This window comes from Bacillus cereus group sp. BfR-BA-01441 (assembly GCF_022663075.1).
GTDB classification, from domain to species: domain Bacteria; phylum Bacillota; class Bacilli; order Bacillales; family Bacillaceae_G; genus Bacillus_A; species Bacillus_A cereus.
In genome coordinates, this window is sequence record NZ_JAKUEU010000045.1 from 1 (window position 1) to 15,260 (window position 15,260).

Here is a 15,260-nt window from a genome sequence, read left to right on the forward strand (position 1 = left end):
CTTTGCTGTTTCTTTATCTTCAGTTTTCTTCTCTTCTATCTTTGTTACTTTCTTTTCTTGAGCAATTGCTTTCGTTGATGTATTAGAAGGGGTAAACAATTGGTATGTCACTATACCAACTGTCACTAATACCAAAGTAAATGCAATATTAAAAATTGCCTTTTGACGACGATTCTGTTGTTTTTCTTGAAATCTGCTTACTTGTCCCATTCTTCAAACCTCCGTGTTTACTTTCTCCTCTACTCTTTATGTATTATCCCTAAAATTCTTAATATTTTTATTAAACAATAGAAATAAACTACACTTTCCATACAGGATTTCATATCATAATAAAATTTGTGTTTTTTCAAGTATCTGACATATGTTATTCAAAATAGTTTAATACATTAAAAATTGATAAGCTTCTGCACTTAAGAAACCTTCAATTTTATTCAAAGGTGATTCCAATTACGTCCACATTAGATTTCCTGTAGAAAGCTTTTTAACAATTAAACCTCTTCTTCCCTTATTAATAATTTTAAAATTAAATTTCCCTCTATAGTATAATAAAGATGTTTCGTTTTCTAATGGGGTATGTCGTAAAATCAAAAGAGATTTTATCTCTTTTACCTTCTTTTCAGAGTAAAGTTCACCACTAGGAAATTCTATTATTCCTAATGTAATCTTTAATTCGCTCTCATCAAAAGCCCACTCTTTATTAAGTTCTCTTATCTTTTGTATAAAGCTTCTTTTAGTTTGTCCTATATAGAGCAATGTTACATTCTTAGCATATACTCTAGAGATTGCAAATATCCCCTTCTTAGAAGCTTCTTCCCTATTATAAAAGTCATTTATACTATACATGCCATACCACTTAATATGTACTGTTTCTATGAATCTCACCTCGTTTTTAGACAATATTACAATTTCTGAATGTTCAAATTATTATGGGTACATATGCTTGATTACTTGAATTATAAATTGTGCTTTTCAATAATACATTTTATTATTACTAATTTCAATAATGAAGAAAAAATACAATATTATAGTTTAATTACAAAGCTGTATAAAAACAAAGTGATGTCGTTCCACATATTTTCTTTTTTTACAATATCAAACTATCGTGAACAAAATTTTAAAATTTATGGAATAAAAATATAATGTGTATGTACATACATTTCTATTAATTGAAGAAACCTTCTTAATTGAGGTCGTACCACATGCCCATCAACTTAAGAATTCAGAATTACCCCAAAACGAAAAAATGAGCTTTTTTGCTACAAGTTAAAACAAAATTTCGTTCTGAGGGTATTTACCTTTCTTAGCTTGATAGCGATGGGCTTTACCTCTATTTAAAAAAGAATCCATTTTAATCAAAATGGATTCTTTTTTGCTTATATAATATTTTCTCAGTTTTCTTGTCTTATTTATTTTCTACAATATAAAATTCAGTTTTATATGTATAAATTACTTTTAATATCTTTATGATTAACTAAAGGTTCTAATCTTACTTTATATTTAAGTTTAAATCATTAACTTCAGCAAGTTTCATCTTGCGTAAATAAATCATCGCAAATACAAAAACGATGCCTGATGCCACCGCAATAGCAATAAGAGCCTTTCTAACATCATCTCCTGCGCTAACATGACCCGTAACTTTCTCTGGATCGATGCCCATATCTTGTAATACACCACTGAAATTTATCACGAAGTGACCGATAATTGGTATTAATAGATTGTTTGTTCTTAAATACACAGCCGCGAAGAGGAAGCCCATTGCTGTTGTATAAATAAGCTGTAATAAAGTTGCATCTAAAGGTGCGCCAGAAAGTAAGTTTATAGCATGCACTAATGAGAAGAGCACACTTGACCATATAACAGCTAACAAAATACCGTTCTTTTTCTGGCTCCAAGCTTTTAACAATCCATTTAATAGAAGCCCACGTAATAGAATCTCTTCATATGAAACAGCAGCAATTGTAGATACTACCGCTATTAGATAAGCTTGCATACTTGCTTTCATTAAATTATCAAATTCAACACCTATTAAATTTAGTACAACATAACTTAATCCTGGAAGTAATAACAGAAGGCCTAATCCAATTCGATTCATCATATTTCCAAATTTCAGTTTGAATACTGTCACATTAACTAGCAACATAATTACAATTAGAACAAAACGCGCTACTAATTGCGCTACATTATCATCAGTAAATATAATCGAGAAAACTGAATCTACTACGATTGTAAGTACCATAATTACTGCAAAAAAGCTAAGTATTACACCGGCTGGTGACTTTTCAAATAATTTTTTCATTAAATATCCTCCATTTTAATATATATATAAATAATTCCTCGAACCGAACGGTTCGGTTCGGATTCTAATGATACTATAAGTTTCTAGTTTTTTAAACCCTTTCTACAAATTATTAACATAGTAAAAACTAAATGTAATTATATCTCAGTTGCTTATTTACAATCAAATTCCAGTAATCATTAATGATTACTGATTACTCTTTTATAGAATGAAATGAAGGTGTGAGTAGCTCGCTCACTTTAGATAAACATATTAATAAAAATTATATATAATAGTTAAATGTCTATACATTAAAATTAACTATATATTTTTACTTTTTCTATGATTTTAGGTGAAATTAGTTGTATAACATGACTGAATTAACCAACTGGTCAATTATTATTGACAGAAAATTCTTTCATATGATAAAGAATATATAATTTAATGAATCTCAAACTGTATTGTTTTAGGTTCCTATAAGATAGGGATTGATATGATAATTTTGCTTCAAACTTATTTATACTTACAATAAAAATTCAAAAAAATTATAGTGAAAATCACCCTAAATATTAAGTTCTTTTTATTAGGAGGACCACAAAGCATGACTAAAGTCGATAAGGTAAAAGAAAAGATCATTGAAACATCTTTATATTTATTTAATACTAATGGGATAACTTACACATCCATTCAGGATATAATGACAGCTACTGAACTATCTAAAGGAGCTATTTATCGTAGATTCAAAAATAAAGAAGAAATTGTGCTTGCTGCCTACGACAAAAGTGGTGAGATTATGTGGGGGCATTTTCATAAAGAAATGGAAAATAAAAAGACAGCAATCGATAAAATCCTTGCAATTTTCCTTATATATCAAGATGCAGCTAATAATCCTCCAATTGCTGGAGGCTGTCCATTACTTAATAGCGCAATTGAAAGTACTGGAGTATTTCCAGAATTACAAAAAGCAGCAGCAAAAGGTTATGATGATACAGTAATGTTAATGGCCTCTCTCATAAAGGAAGGAATAGAGAAACAAGAACTTAAAGAAGATATAGACATTATATCGCTCGCTTCTTTTCTTGCATCTTCAATGGAGGGAGCTATTATGGCAAGTCGAGTATCTAACGATAATATACACCATCAATATTTTATTGAACAAATAAAGCATCATCTTTACTCTTATTCTAAATAAATGAGTACTTGCATCGCCTTCATTCAATTTTTATAAACTTAAATTGAATAAATACTCCTCATAAAAAGTATTTTCTGTTTATGAGGGAGGGATCATTTTTTAGCAGAGGTAGCTTACAGAAGAAATAGGGTAGTTTAATTAGACGAATATAAACACAATGTGGCCTATCACATACCCACTTGGACCTATTTTATCTGAAAAATGGTTAGGCAAAATATTCATTAGACGAATAGCAATTACAGGTATTTTGGAATTTCTATACCTAGTTTATGGCTAAGTGACCAACTAAAGAAATTCACGCTAACTTTGTATCTATATGTTGAATACACGCATTTATATCAAGAACCCTGAACCAGAATACTTCAACAATGGTACATTAAAAAAGCAAACAGAATACATCCAGCTTGATATGACACAAATGATGTCTGGTCTAATCCCTGGTGAAACGATAGAAATCCCCGAGGCATACATTGGCCAAAATCAGAAACTTCCAGCACGTGTTATTATCCATCGTTTAACCGATGATCAAACGCAAACACGTCTGAAAAACCAGGCTATACGTGAAAAGAAGAAAGGCATTATCATGAAGGATAAAAGTAAACGTTTAATGGACATGAATGTATATATCACGAACACGTTGCTAGAAGAAGTACCGACGAACTACGTGCATTCATTATATTCACTTCGTTGGCAGATTGAAATTTTGTTTAAAACGTGGAAGTCATTCTTTGGAATTGATGAATGTAAAAATATAAAAAGAGAACGCCTAGAGTGCCATTTATATGGACAGCTCATCGGCATTCTCCTCTGTTCTTCTACGATATTTCAAATGCGACAGTTTCTACTTGAAAAGAAAAAACAGGAGCTGAGTGAATACAAAGCGATTTATATGATTAAAGATTACTTTCCTTTACTGTTTCAAGCGATAGCCGTTGGCACAGAAAAACTTTTAAAAATTCTGCATCCCCTTTATCAGCTGCTCAAAAAAACGGTCGTAAATGTCATAGGTATAAGAAGATGACGGTCTTTGATATTCTAGGGATTGTGTATAAAACGACGGTGAAGCAAAGACAAGCTGCCTAGCGAAAAAATTACGTTTTAATAGGCTTCTTTAGCATGCCTAATTTTTTATCACTTGCTAGTTTTGAAACAAAGGTCATTTCGTATCTAGTAATTTACTTGGTTAGCTTGATGGGTATGAGGTCGTACCCCAAAAAGAGTAGAAATTTAATCTCTCTACGCTGTTAAAATTATTCAACTCCCAAAAAACTGTACATCTTCTAGAGATACTAATTTTCTAGTTTTGATGTTTTTATAGTGCTTGAGAGTGATATTATTCAAGCTTTTTCATTGAGAATGCATAAATACAAACAAAACCAGTAATACATCTTTTCTGTACCTTACTGGTTTTGTTTAAGATCATCTTAAATTATAGCTAGTTCACCGAGATTGCAAATTCCGATTTCGGTGCCCCAGCGAATACGATTGTTCCGTTCTTCGGAAGTTCCACCTTGTTATTGCCACTCACAATGGTGAAGTTGACGCAAACTCCCTTCTCATCATACACCGCAAATGAACCATTTGATGGCAGCGTCACGGTCATCCTTTTGTCTGTTGCCGCTTGTGGAATTGTAAACCATTTCGCATGTCCATTTGCTCCCAGCGTAACTTTGGATGATTGGCCTACATCAATTGGTTTTACATTAGATTCACTTACGTATAACAATCCAGCCATCTCCATATATTCATTGCCGCCTTCTGTATAGAAATGCGTTTCCGTCGTATCACGACCATTCATCACGGGTACTTGGATCTGATGCACCGCGGTGTTCGGACCTGTAATTTTTCTGCCATCCCAATAGCCTGCTGGGCCTTCCTTGCGAGTAATTTGAGTACTAAGATGTTTCGACTGAACAAGATATTGAATAGAACTAAATTTCTCGTTTACACGATAAAACTTGACACCTTCCCTCTTTACCCATGCAGCAGCGGTTTTCTTCGAAAGCACGTTGTCTTCTAGTTTCTCAGCTAAATAGTGGGTCATCACACTTTGCCCTAAACCTGGATAAGATTTATATGCGCTCTCCTTCAAATAAGTTCTTCCATTCTTCTCGGTTACGAAGTTGAGCTTGGAAGTACCCCCCTCATTAATAAAGCTTCCATCAGCAGTATATACATATTTTTCTTCTGGATTAGATGGTAAGAATAGTTCACCGTTCTTCGTAATTTCAATTTTGAAATGAGTTTCGCTATTGCCATAAAATCCTGCTTTCTTTGCTACGCCTTGAGGCATTTTGACTTTGACCGGCTTACCAAAGGATTTGTTCGGCTTGATTTCCTTAATAGTACCTTTTTCTTTAAGCGTAGCGAGCAGCAATTCAGTTGCCATTAGCTGATTTGTAGAGCTCCGTCCACCAGATGTCAATACAGCCGCTGCTATTTTCTGTTCCGGAAGCACGACTAATATAGCATGTTGCAATGCCGTATCGCCGCCCTTAGCCAAAGCTTTGATCCCATATTCACTGAATGGGTATAGTTTCACACTATCCCAGCCAAGACCATAGTTAAAAATATTCTCGCCAGCCCCCGGCCACATTCCTTTTTTATATTCCTCTTGCTCCATTGCCTTAACTACCTTATCAGAGAGGATTCCTTTTCCCTGTCCCATAAATAGTTGTGAGAATCGCACCATATCTTCTGCCGTGGAAGATATACCGCCCGTACCAATAACATTCACCGATTCAATTGGAAGTTGCCCTTGGTACGCCGGGTAATATAGTCCAGCCCGATTTTCATCCCTCCATTTGTCCTGCGGCGTTTTCGTATGATTCATCTTTAAAGGCTCTGTAAAGTTTTGATGTAGAAATTCAGTAAAGCTCATACCACTAACTCTTTCCACCAAAATTTCGGCCAGCGTAAAACCATCGTTACAGTATACCGAGAAAGCACCAGGATCCGCCTTCAAGTTTTGATTTGACAATTGCTGTAACAAGGTATCATGGGCATAGGTATCATTATCGTTAAATAAAAATGCATTACCTAACGTAGAACCTTGCAATCCAGAGGAGTGATTCAATAACATACGCGGTGTAATACGTTTGTATCGACCGTCCTTCATCTTAAAATCAGGAACATAGCGGACAACAGGAGCATCCAAATCGACTTTTCCTTCATCGACCAATTTCATTACAGCCGCTGTTGCATACATTTTACTAACTGAACCAATCCCGTATAAAGTATCTTTGGTTAGCGGCTTTTCCCCTTCCATATCGTTCTTGCCAGCCTGACCAGACAAAATAAGTTTTCCATTATCAATTAGTGCATACTGCACGCTAGCTGCCCCATGGGACTTCGTAAGTAGCTCCGCTTTCTCTGCTGCAATCTTCTTCAGTTCCTGACTAGCTACTTCTTCACCAGTTACAACAGTAGTCTTACTTTCAGAAAATGCTTTCGCTCCTGTTGGTAGAATCATAGTTACCGCTAATGCAGTGGCTAACACACCAGTTAGCTTATTTTTCATCACGAAATTACCTCCTTAAATAATTGATCGTTTTCATCATTCATTTGTGTAACTATGAAACTATGAAACTATGATAAATTTTACCCGTTTTTACTTTTAGACTACTTGCTAAATTCAGCAAGTAAAATATTTTTAAAAGGATCAGGAGTATCAGCTTTAAGGCTGTTCAAATTGACTGCCAATGTATGCTTGCCTCCAAGTGTGCCTCCAGCAAAAGTTAAAAAGCCAGGAATGGTTCCTCCATGCCACCATATCGATACACCGTTTGAAAGCTTCATTTTGAAAATTCCAAGCCCGGAATCGCCAAGTTCATCTGTTCCTGTAGGGACTGTTGTAAGCATTTGCTTTAGTTGCTGTTCTTTCAATAATTTGCCCCCAAGTAAATAAGAAAAGAATTTGTTTAAATCATCAGCTGTAGAAATCATATCTCCGGCTGAGCTCCCCATACTTGGGTTATAATAAGTAACATCTTTCGGCTCACTTGCTCCGTCTAATTGGATATATCCACGGGCATGCTTGGTTCCTGGAATGACGCTTGAATTTCCAGGTAAGAATGTATTCGCTAATTCAAGTGGTTCAATAATTCGATTTTCAATCTCTTCCGCATAGCTGTTCCCAGTTACTTTTTCAATAAGAATTCCTAGTAATACATATCCTGTATTTGAATACGACCAGCTCTTTCCTGGAGCAAAATCTGGAGGCATGGATATTCCCATCTTTACTAATCCTTCAGCAGTATAAGATTTTTTTGTATCCATCATATTAAAATCCTTTGACCTTGTGTAATTAGCGATACCACTTGTGTGATTCAATAATTGCCGGATAGTAATCTGTTTATCATCATATCCATTTCCTTGAATGACACCAGGTATCCATTTTTCAATAGAATCGTCTAGATTTAAGCGGTTTTCTCCTGCTAATTGAAGTATAACTGTTGCAGTGAACGTCTTTGTCACGCTGCCAATTCGAAATCGAAAATCTGTTTTCATTGGTTTCTTGGTACTCAGATCAGCTACACCAGCCGCATAACTCCATGTTTTTCCACTCTCAGAAGTTTTAGCAAGTATCCCTGGATATCCTAGTTTCAATGTATCCCGCATTGCCTCTTTGACGGAATTATGATCTCTTTGGGTGCTTGTTTGTAACGAACTAGATACATTTTGAATGGACTCCGCTTTTACACTTGAGGTTGGAGTTGTATAAAACAGGGAACCTCCAGTTATTAAAAGGGCTAAACCTGTACATGTAATTTGGCGATGCTTTTTCATCAAAATATTCCTCTCCCCTATTCATATTGTATAAATGGTTATTTGCTGTTTGGAACTAATCACACAGCTTTCTTCTTACCCCACTGCAAAAGGACGACATTGAATCTGTAATGTCTCTTTTCCTCCAAACAAGTCTTATTAATTGATTTGTTTTTTATAGAAATATATAGTATTTTTCTCCTCTCACTCTTCTTTACATTTTCATCTTACACAAGGAAAATCTCTTTTTTCTTACCTCTTCCTTACAAATTCCTTACGTTCAAAATTACTTTTATAATTGATTATTTTTTATGCGAGTCCCCTCACCATCAATTTAAGAATTAAAAAAAGAAGGGGATTATCCCCCTCCTTTTTACACTTGCTCCGACTGTCGGAATTATTTAATATAACCACGATTCAATTTAGTTAAATTTTCATTGATGTTAAAAATTCTTACTCTAATATCTTTAACACCAGCTGCTTCAAGTCTGCTCTTGTGCATTTCCGCGTATTTTTCAGCATCTTGTTTTTCTTCAAATACATAAATGCCTCCAGCTTCTTTTGTTTCTTCATTCTCAGTCCATATTTTCCAGTGGAATCCTTCTTCTTCGTTAATACTATTTGCTAAATCCCAAAATCCTTTTTCCATTTCTTCACCAAAAGGACCTTCAAACGGAAAATCAACTTGTAATAAATATGCCATTTTCACTCACTCCTATTTTTAATATAAAATTCTTCCCATTCTTTTACTGATCATGATTCGAATGATAGTAATGTCTAAATCCATATTGCTATTATTATTCAAGCACTAATTGGAGAATCCCCCTATTTGTAACATAATCACAAAACGATAGTAACTTGAACGCATAAAGTGAAAGTTTAATAGTTTTCGGTTATTTTTAAAAAATGTGATACAAACTTATCCCTAAACTAAGGACAAACAAAACAAGTGCAGGTATCGCTTTCTTAAAGGGATCTCTCGCTAATACAATTAGAGTGAATGCGGCTGCAAGCATCGTACCAGCTAATAACAATCCTGCCCATAAAGCTATTACTGGAATCCAGATTCCTATCAACATTCCAATCGCTCCTACAATCTCAAAAGCTCCAGTTAAGAAATTAAAAAACGAAGGTAAACCAAATCGTTTGAACTCATCTGCCATTTTCCCGGATATAATTTTCGTTCCTGTCATTAAAAAGAACAGAAACAACACTACTTTTACAATATTGATGAAAATTAAAATAGTAATCACACCTTTCTTATTATTTGATAAAAACTCAGTATTGTTCAGGTAGTAGTCACTACCTTTACCCTATTTCCTGAGATTACCAGTATGGAAGTCGCTTCCATTTACATTACCCTTTTCCATATTAAAGGGCTGAAATTATATGCTATAGCATATATAATACAGGAATTTGACTGGTACTAGGCAAAAAAGTTAACCTGAATCAGATATGATACAAAATAAAGTTATCTTTCCATTCGTCCAAACAAACAAAAATTATATGCTATAGCACATATAATACCTAAAACAAAGTTTGTTCCTTATGAATAGCATAGCATCAATAAGGAACAAATATTAATAGTGTGTATCATACAATTTGTTTAATAACGATTGTAATACTTTAATTTCTTCCTCGCTCAAATTACTCGTAACAAAATGGTGAGCGTCTTTCACTACAGGCAAGATTGTTTTCTTTAATTCGTCACCTTTTTCAGTTAAAAAAAGGTTATGTGAACGCCTATCTTGGTCATTCAAAGCCTTCTTTACAATCCCTTTTCTCTCCATTGACTGTATCATTCTAACAACAGTAGTTTGATCTTTATCAATAGCTTCCGCCAACTCTTTTTGAGTAGTGCTCCTTTGGCTACAAAGAACACTAATAATCCCCCACTGCTCTGGCGTAACTCCATACGGCTTTAATTTCTTCGTAAAATAATTGGTCATTTTCACATCAGTACGGTGAACAAGATAGCCTATTAAATCATGTAAGTTCATATATCACCTCTATAAATTAAGATATAAAAGGATACAGCATACCAGTCAATCATTCACAATGAATGTATTTTTTCACCACATATATGCTATGGCACATATATTAAAGTAGATTATTTTAATTGTCAAATGATTTACCTATTATTTTTCAAAAACAAAATCGCCTCCTTAGATTATAGAAGGAATGACTAATTTGACGTATCTCTCTGACGATTTCTCCCTTATCATTTTATGATATGCTAATAACATTTGATAAAATATGGTATCTACAAATAGTCAAACACCTTTAAAGATACCTCGTCCAGTTCTTGCTGTTACAAGATGAACAGCATATAATCAGTTAACCACCCACATTAGCAACGAAAACATAAAGAAAAGGCATTCCAAATATGAAACACCTTCTTTCGTTTTATAAAACCATCCACTTAAATCTATTTTACAAATATAACATTCAACACGCTGAAATCTTCTATTTAACGTAATCACTCATTTAACTAAAAAACTTAGTTAATTGCACAATGCTCTTCTCACTTTTCTTGCAAAATTTAGTGGATCATCAACGTCTTCGATATTAACGTAAATCAAATTTGGATCATCACATAACCACTCATTGTGTATAGACGAAACGATTATTCCTTGTTTAATAATTGTCGCCACAAATTCAGTGACTTCTTTTTGTAAGAGTGCTACTCGGCCTAGGCATAATGCCCGTCCAGTTTTATTGTCTCGTGATTCGAATGAAAAGGAAGTTGTTACTCTAAAACGTTTTCCTAAGATTGTTGCTCGTATTTCATCCCTGTTTATTGTTGCCACGCATTTCCCACCGGCGAATCCTTCTTGTCCACCTATGATTCTTGCAAACTGTTGACAAATTAATTCATCATTAAACGCCATACCTTTAATCATTCCCCCTTTTACTGTTAGGTTATGAATGAATACATAGGTCTGAAACGGTAATGAATCTAATGTATTATAAAAAAATGATGACAATCTACCGAGAGCTATTAGCTCAATTATTCTTGATCGTATGAATTGTTATCAGAGTTTAAATGGTGCAGAATTTTCATTTTATGTTTAATGGGCATCGGAGACTGAAAGCAAAACTCAGCTATTATATGATAAGACATTTTTAAAAAGCATAAAAAAGACACCCTAAGGTGCTATCCTCCGACTTGAGAATCTTATCTATGTATGGAGAAATTTAGAAAAGACAAATACAAAAGAGAAAATTCTAACTATAATTTATAGAACTCTTATGCCATGAATTACTTACATATTTCCTTATTTACCAAAAGAAGAATCTCAGTTACATTATTTTCTGAACAGTCTCGTTAAAGCCATCCCAAGAAATCCAATGCCCATTCCTATTAGCCATCCAGTTTGGGCATTACCTAACATAGATCCCACTCCTCCACCAAGAAACATACAGCCAACGAATACTAATCCTCCAATTCCCCAATTTGGCCGTTCCATAATTCAATCACATCCTTTCAATAAAACATATGCGATTAGCTCCCTCAACTTTCTTCTATAGGATAGTTCATTATTTTGCTTAGGTTTAGCACTTCAGGGCATTCAAAAGATGCGAAGCTTGAGTCATTTATATAGATTGTAGAAGTATGAAGATTTTCCACATTTCAAAATAGTAAAGTATAAACATGAAAAAACTCCTAACAAATTTTGTTCGGAGTTTTTTCAAATACGCGATATTTATTTAATCTTCATTATTGAGTTCTATTGTACCTGTTCTAGCACTAACTTTTAAAATATTTAACAGATTATCAGGTGTCTTGATTTCCACTTCATATTCAAATTTTGATTGTGCTAAGTTGTCATCTTCTAATTCGAATTCTTTTTTCACATTAATAATTTCTCCATTTGTATGAGCTAAAGAAATTTCACGAACTTGTTTCTCTGTGTAGTTTTCATTCTTTTTTGCATAATTGTAACCCATGCCATAATATCCACTAATAATAGCAATACCACTTACTAAAATAGCAATTACACTTATCATTATTTTCTTTTTATATTTTAACATTTTCATCCACTCCTTAATGATTAATCATCTATTCCAAATCTTGCTTCAAGTGCATTTTCTGCTTGCTCTAATTGATCTTCCAGTATATCGTGTTCTTTTTCTTGCGTTTGATATTGCTCAACAGTTATCGTTCCAGCGTGATAATCTGCTTCTAGCTGATTATCAGATAGATCTATCTTGTCATCCAATTGGTCAATTTCTTTTTTTGCTGCTAAGTACGTATTTAAGTTATCTTCTTTTGCTCCAACTGGTTTCGTGTTATTTGCCTTTTCTACAATAGATGAGACTTCGTTTTTGAAATCTTGTATTTGTTTCTTATCATTTGTAACAGCTTGTGTTTTGTTTGGTTCTTGTTGTAGTTGAGCGACTTCTTTTTGTAATTTATCATTTTCCAATTTCAGTTGTTGTACTTCTGTATTGTTATCAACTTGAGTAGAACAAGCTGTTAAGAATAAACAGGACATTGCTCCAATCAGCATCCATTTTCCCATTCTGTTTTCCTCCCTTTACATGTGCACCTTATCCTTGCCTTTATATTACTCAACAAACATTAAAGGAAGATTAATGTACAAAAAAATAAAGTGAAGGCTTTTACAGGCAGTTAATCCCTACCTCCCTCGCATTCACCGAATTTTGAGGGAGGAGTCTTACTGCCCGTTAATGCGGGATAAAATGATATAATTAACTAGTTTCTAATCTTTCTTTAATGTTTTGGAATTATAGTGATACATATTAATAAGAAGAAAAGGAGAATGTTAATGCGAGTTCTTATCGTCGAAGATGAACAAGACTTACAAAATATATTGGTGAAACGATTAAATGCAGAACATTATAGTGTCGATGCATGTGGGAATGGAGAAGATGCCCTGGATTATATAAACATGGCTACCTACGATTTGATTGTCCTTGACATTATGATTCCCGGAATAGATGGTTTACACGTATTACAAAGATTACGCGCGGACAATAATGCAACTCCTGTCTTGCTTCTTACAGCTAAAGATACAATTGATGATCGTGTAACAGGACTCGACTTAGGTGCAGATGATTATTTAGTAAAGCCGTTTGCTTTTGATGAACTGTTAGCAAGAATTCGAGTGTTAATGCGAAGAAAAACAGGAAATACATCTAATGTATTTGAAATCGCTGACCTAGTGGTAGATTGCAATATGCATAAAGTAACACGAGGAGACCAAGTTATCACTCTTTCCAGTAAAGAATTTGCTATTTTAGAATATATGATTCGTAATAAAGAAGTTGTGCTGAAACGAGATAAAATTGAGCAACATGTGTGGAATTACGACTATGACGGCGGATCGAATATTATTGATGTTTACGTCCGCTATCTTCGTAAAAAAATTGATAGCCAGTTTGAAACGAAGTTAATTCATACAGTACGAGGAACTGGTTACGTATTGCGAGTAGAATCATGAAAAGACTATCAATAAAAATGAGAGTGACCCTGTGGTATACGGGGCTAATTGTAATTATTATGGCACTCGTGTTAGCTTTTATTTTAACTTCTTCAGATAAAGTTTTGCTTTTTAATATGAAAGATCAATTAAAGAGCACAGTAAAAGAAAGCATGGAAGATATCGAATATAAGCATGGGCAGTTAAAGATTGACGATGATTTTGAAACCTTAGAAGATGGAGTAAATATAAGCATTTATAGTAAACAAGGTGAGCTGTTGGTAGGACATAGTCCAACAAGCTTTAATAAAAAGATATCGCTTAAATCCGATGAAATACAAACCATTAAAGACGGCAATAAAGAATGGATAGTATATGATTTTCTCCATAATGCAGGCGGCGATGAGCAAGTCTGGGTTCGTGGAATAATGACTATGAACCAATTATCCTCAACGATGAATACGCTTATCGTGGTAACAATCATCTCATTCCCATTACTTATTCTTATTGCGGCATTCGGAGGATATTTTATTACGCAAAGGGCGTTTCGACCTGTGCAACAAATGAGTGATTCAGCCAGTAAAATTGGTGATGGTAAAGACCTTTCGAAGAGAATTAATTTACAAGGTTCACCGAAAGACGAAATGTATCATTTAGCACAAACCTTTGACAAAATGTTTGAGCGATTGGAGACATCATTCGAAAGTGAAAAACAATTTACATCTGACGCATCTCATGAATTAAGAACGCCAACATCTGTTATTATTTCACAATGCGAATACGCTTTATCGCAGAGGAATAACCCGAAAGAAATGGAAGAATCGTTAGAAGTAATTTTAAAGCAATCACGTAAAATGTCCGCTCTAATCTCACAACTCTTATTATTAGCAAGAGCTGACCAAGGAAATCATAATACTTTCCAATTTGAATGTATCAATATGAGTGAATTAACGGAAATCGTTGTAGAAGAACTTTCATTAATGGTTCAAGAAAATTCGATTGAAATAACAACTAATATAGAGGAAGACCTATTTATTAAAGCCGATCAAACATTGATGATGCGTTTATTAATGAATTTACTAACGAATGCGATTGCTTATAGCAAAGCGAGTGGAACTGTGAATATGCAACTATTCCGTGATGAAACCAACATAATAGGTAAAGTCTCCGATAATGGCATCGGCATCAGCGAGCAACATATTACTAAAATATGGGACCGCTTCTATCGAGTTGACGCAGCACGAACATCTTCAAACATCGGAAACACAGGTTTAGGATTGTCGATGGTAAAATGGATTGTCGAACTACATGGAGGAGAAATTACGGTTGAAAGTAAATTAGGAGAAGGCAGTACTTTTACATTTAAACTACCAATTGAAAAAAGAGCATAATTTATACGTGTCTGTCGCTTCAGAATAAAGATTGATTCAAAGGCTCTCTACAATCCTTATGTAAAAATAACTGACGCATTTTAAACATCATCGATTTTATCATTTTGGACAACCTATTCTGTTAAATTAATATACATGCGAAAAAACTATCAAAATAAAACCCCAGAAATCCAATGGTCTCTGGGGCT

14 protein-coding genes and 2 pseudogenes are annotated in these 15,260 nt (G+C 34.0%); 4 read left to right on the forward strand and 12 right to left on the reverse strand.

Going from position 1 to position 15,260, the window contains the following annotated elements; translation table 11 throughout:
- The 3 genes and pseudogenes from MR107_RS18405 to MR107_RS18415 all read right to left on the reverse strand — a co-directional run.
- Window positions 1-210, reverse strand: a pseudogene (locus tag MR107_RS18405) (DUF1510 family protein); the annotation flags it as partial.
- A 237-nt stretch (window positions 211-447) separates the two neighbouring features.
- Window positions 448-882, reverse strand: a complete 435-nt coding sequence (locus MR107_RS18410) for a sodium:proton symporter (protein ID WP_242292594.1) — start codon at window positions 880-882, stop codon at window positions 448-450.
- Window positions 883-1,486: 604 nt separating this feature from the next.
- Window positions 1,487-2,296: a CPBP family intramembrane glutamic endopeptidase gene (locus tag MR107_RS18415; RefSeq protein ID WP_059303649.1), complete on the reverse strand. Its 810-nt coding sequence runs from the start codon at window positions 2,294-2,296 to the stop codon at window positions 1,487-1,489.
- 580 nt (window positions 2,297-2,876) lie between these two features.
- Here MR107_RS18415 and MR107_RS18420 point away from each other — a divergent pair.
- Together MR107_RS18420 and MR107_RS18425 are read left to right on the forward strand one after the other, a co-directional pair.
- Window positions 2,877-3,467 (forward strand): TetR/AcrR family transcriptional regulator, encoded by a 591-nt coding sequence (locus MR107_RS18420; RefSeq protein ID WP_000169655.1) that lies wholly within the window; start codon window positions 2,877-2,879, stop codon window positions 3,465-3,467.
- A gap of 319 nt (window positions 3,468-3,786) precedes the next feature.
- Window positions 3,787-4,550 (forward strand): annotated as a pseudogene (locus MR107_RS18425) (transposase); the annotation flags it as partial.
- 352 nt (window positions 4,551-4,902) lie between these two features.
- Here MR107_RS18425 and MR107_RS18430 read toward each other — a convergent pair.
- From MR107_RS18430 to MR107_RS18470, 9 genes are all read right to left on the reverse strand, one after another.
- Complete coding sequence (locus tag MR107_RS18430) at window positions 4,903-6,987, reverse strand: serine hydrolase domain-containing protein (RefSeq protein ID WP_242292595.1); 2,085 nt, start codon at window positions 6,985-6,987, stop codon at window positions 4,903-4,905.
- Window positions 6,988-7,088: 101 nt separating this feature from the next.
- On the reverse strand, window positions 7,089-8,255 hold the full coding sequence (locus MR107_RS18435) for a serine hydrolase domain-containing protein (RefSeq protein ID WP_000716615.1): 1,167 nt from the start codon (window positions 8,253-8,255) through the stop codon (window positions 7,089-7,091).
- Between the two features lie 376 nt (window positions 8,256-8,631).
- Complete coding sequence (locus tag MR107_RS18440) at window positions 8,632-8,937, reverse strand: monooxygenase (RefSeq protein ID WP_000323769.1); 306 nt, start codon at window positions 8,935-8,937, stop codon at window positions 8,632-8,634.
- 196 nt (window positions 8,938-9,133) lie between these two features.
- A complete protein-coding gene (locus MR107_RS18445) occupies window positions 9,134-9,484 on the reverse strand; it encodes a DoxX family protein (protein WP_033687632.1) in 351 nt (116 codons plus the stop codon).
- 330 nt (window positions 9,485-9,814) lie between these two features.
- Window positions 9,815-10,234 carry a MarR family winged helix-turn-helix transcriptional regulator gene (locus MR107_RS18450; protein ID WP_001048563.1) on the reverse strand — a complete coding sequence of 140 codons (420 nt, stop codon included), beginning with the start codon at window positions 10,232-10,234 and terminating at the stop codon, window positions 9,815-9,817.
- Between the two features lie 504 nt (window positions 10,235-10,738).
- Window positions 10,739-11,137, reverse strand: a complete 399-nt coding sequence (locus MR107_RS18455; protein ID WP_000589729.1) for a DUF1259 domain-containing protein — start codon at window positions 11,135-11,137, stop codon at window positions 10,739-10,741.
- 405 nt (window positions 11,138-11,542) lie between these two features.
- A complete protein-coding gene (locus tag MR107_RS18460) occupies window positions 11,543-11,704 on the reverse strand; it encodes a hypothetical protein (protein ID WP_000441009.1) in 162 nt (53 codons plus the stop codon).
- A gap of 241 nt (window positions 11,705-11,945) precedes the next feature.
- A complete protein-coding gene (locus tag MR107_RS18465; RefSeq protein ID WP_086395834.1) occupies window positions 11,946-12,269 on the reverse strand; it encodes a PepSY domain-containing protein in 324 nt (107 codons plus the stop codon).
- Between the two features lie 20 nt (window positions 12,270-12,289).
- Window positions 12,290-12,760: a hypothetical protein gene (locus MR107_RS18470; RefSeq protein WP_242292586.1), complete on the reverse strand. Its 471-nt coding sequence runs from the start codon at window positions 12,758-12,760 to the stop codon at window positions 12,290-12,292.
- Window positions 12,761-13,027: 267 nt separating this feature from the next.
- Here MR107_RS18470 and MR107_RS18475 point away from each other — a divergent pair, with 267 nt between their 5' ends.
- A complete protein-coding gene (locus MR107_RS18475; protein ID WP_242292587.1) occupies window positions 13,028-13,702 on the forward strand; it encodes a response regulator transcription factor in 675 nt (224 codons plus the stop codon).
- Window positions 13,699-15,072 carry a sensor histidine kinase gene (locus MR107_RS18480; RefSeq protein ID WP_060851931.1) on the forward strand — a complete coding sequence of 458 codons (1,374 nt, stop codon included), beginning with the start codon at window positions 13,699-13,701 and terminating at the stop codon, window positions 15,070-15,072. Before MR107_RS18475 ends, MR107_RS18480 begins: the two co-directional genes overlap by 4 nt.
- Window positions 15,073-15,260: the final 188 nt, after the last annotated feature.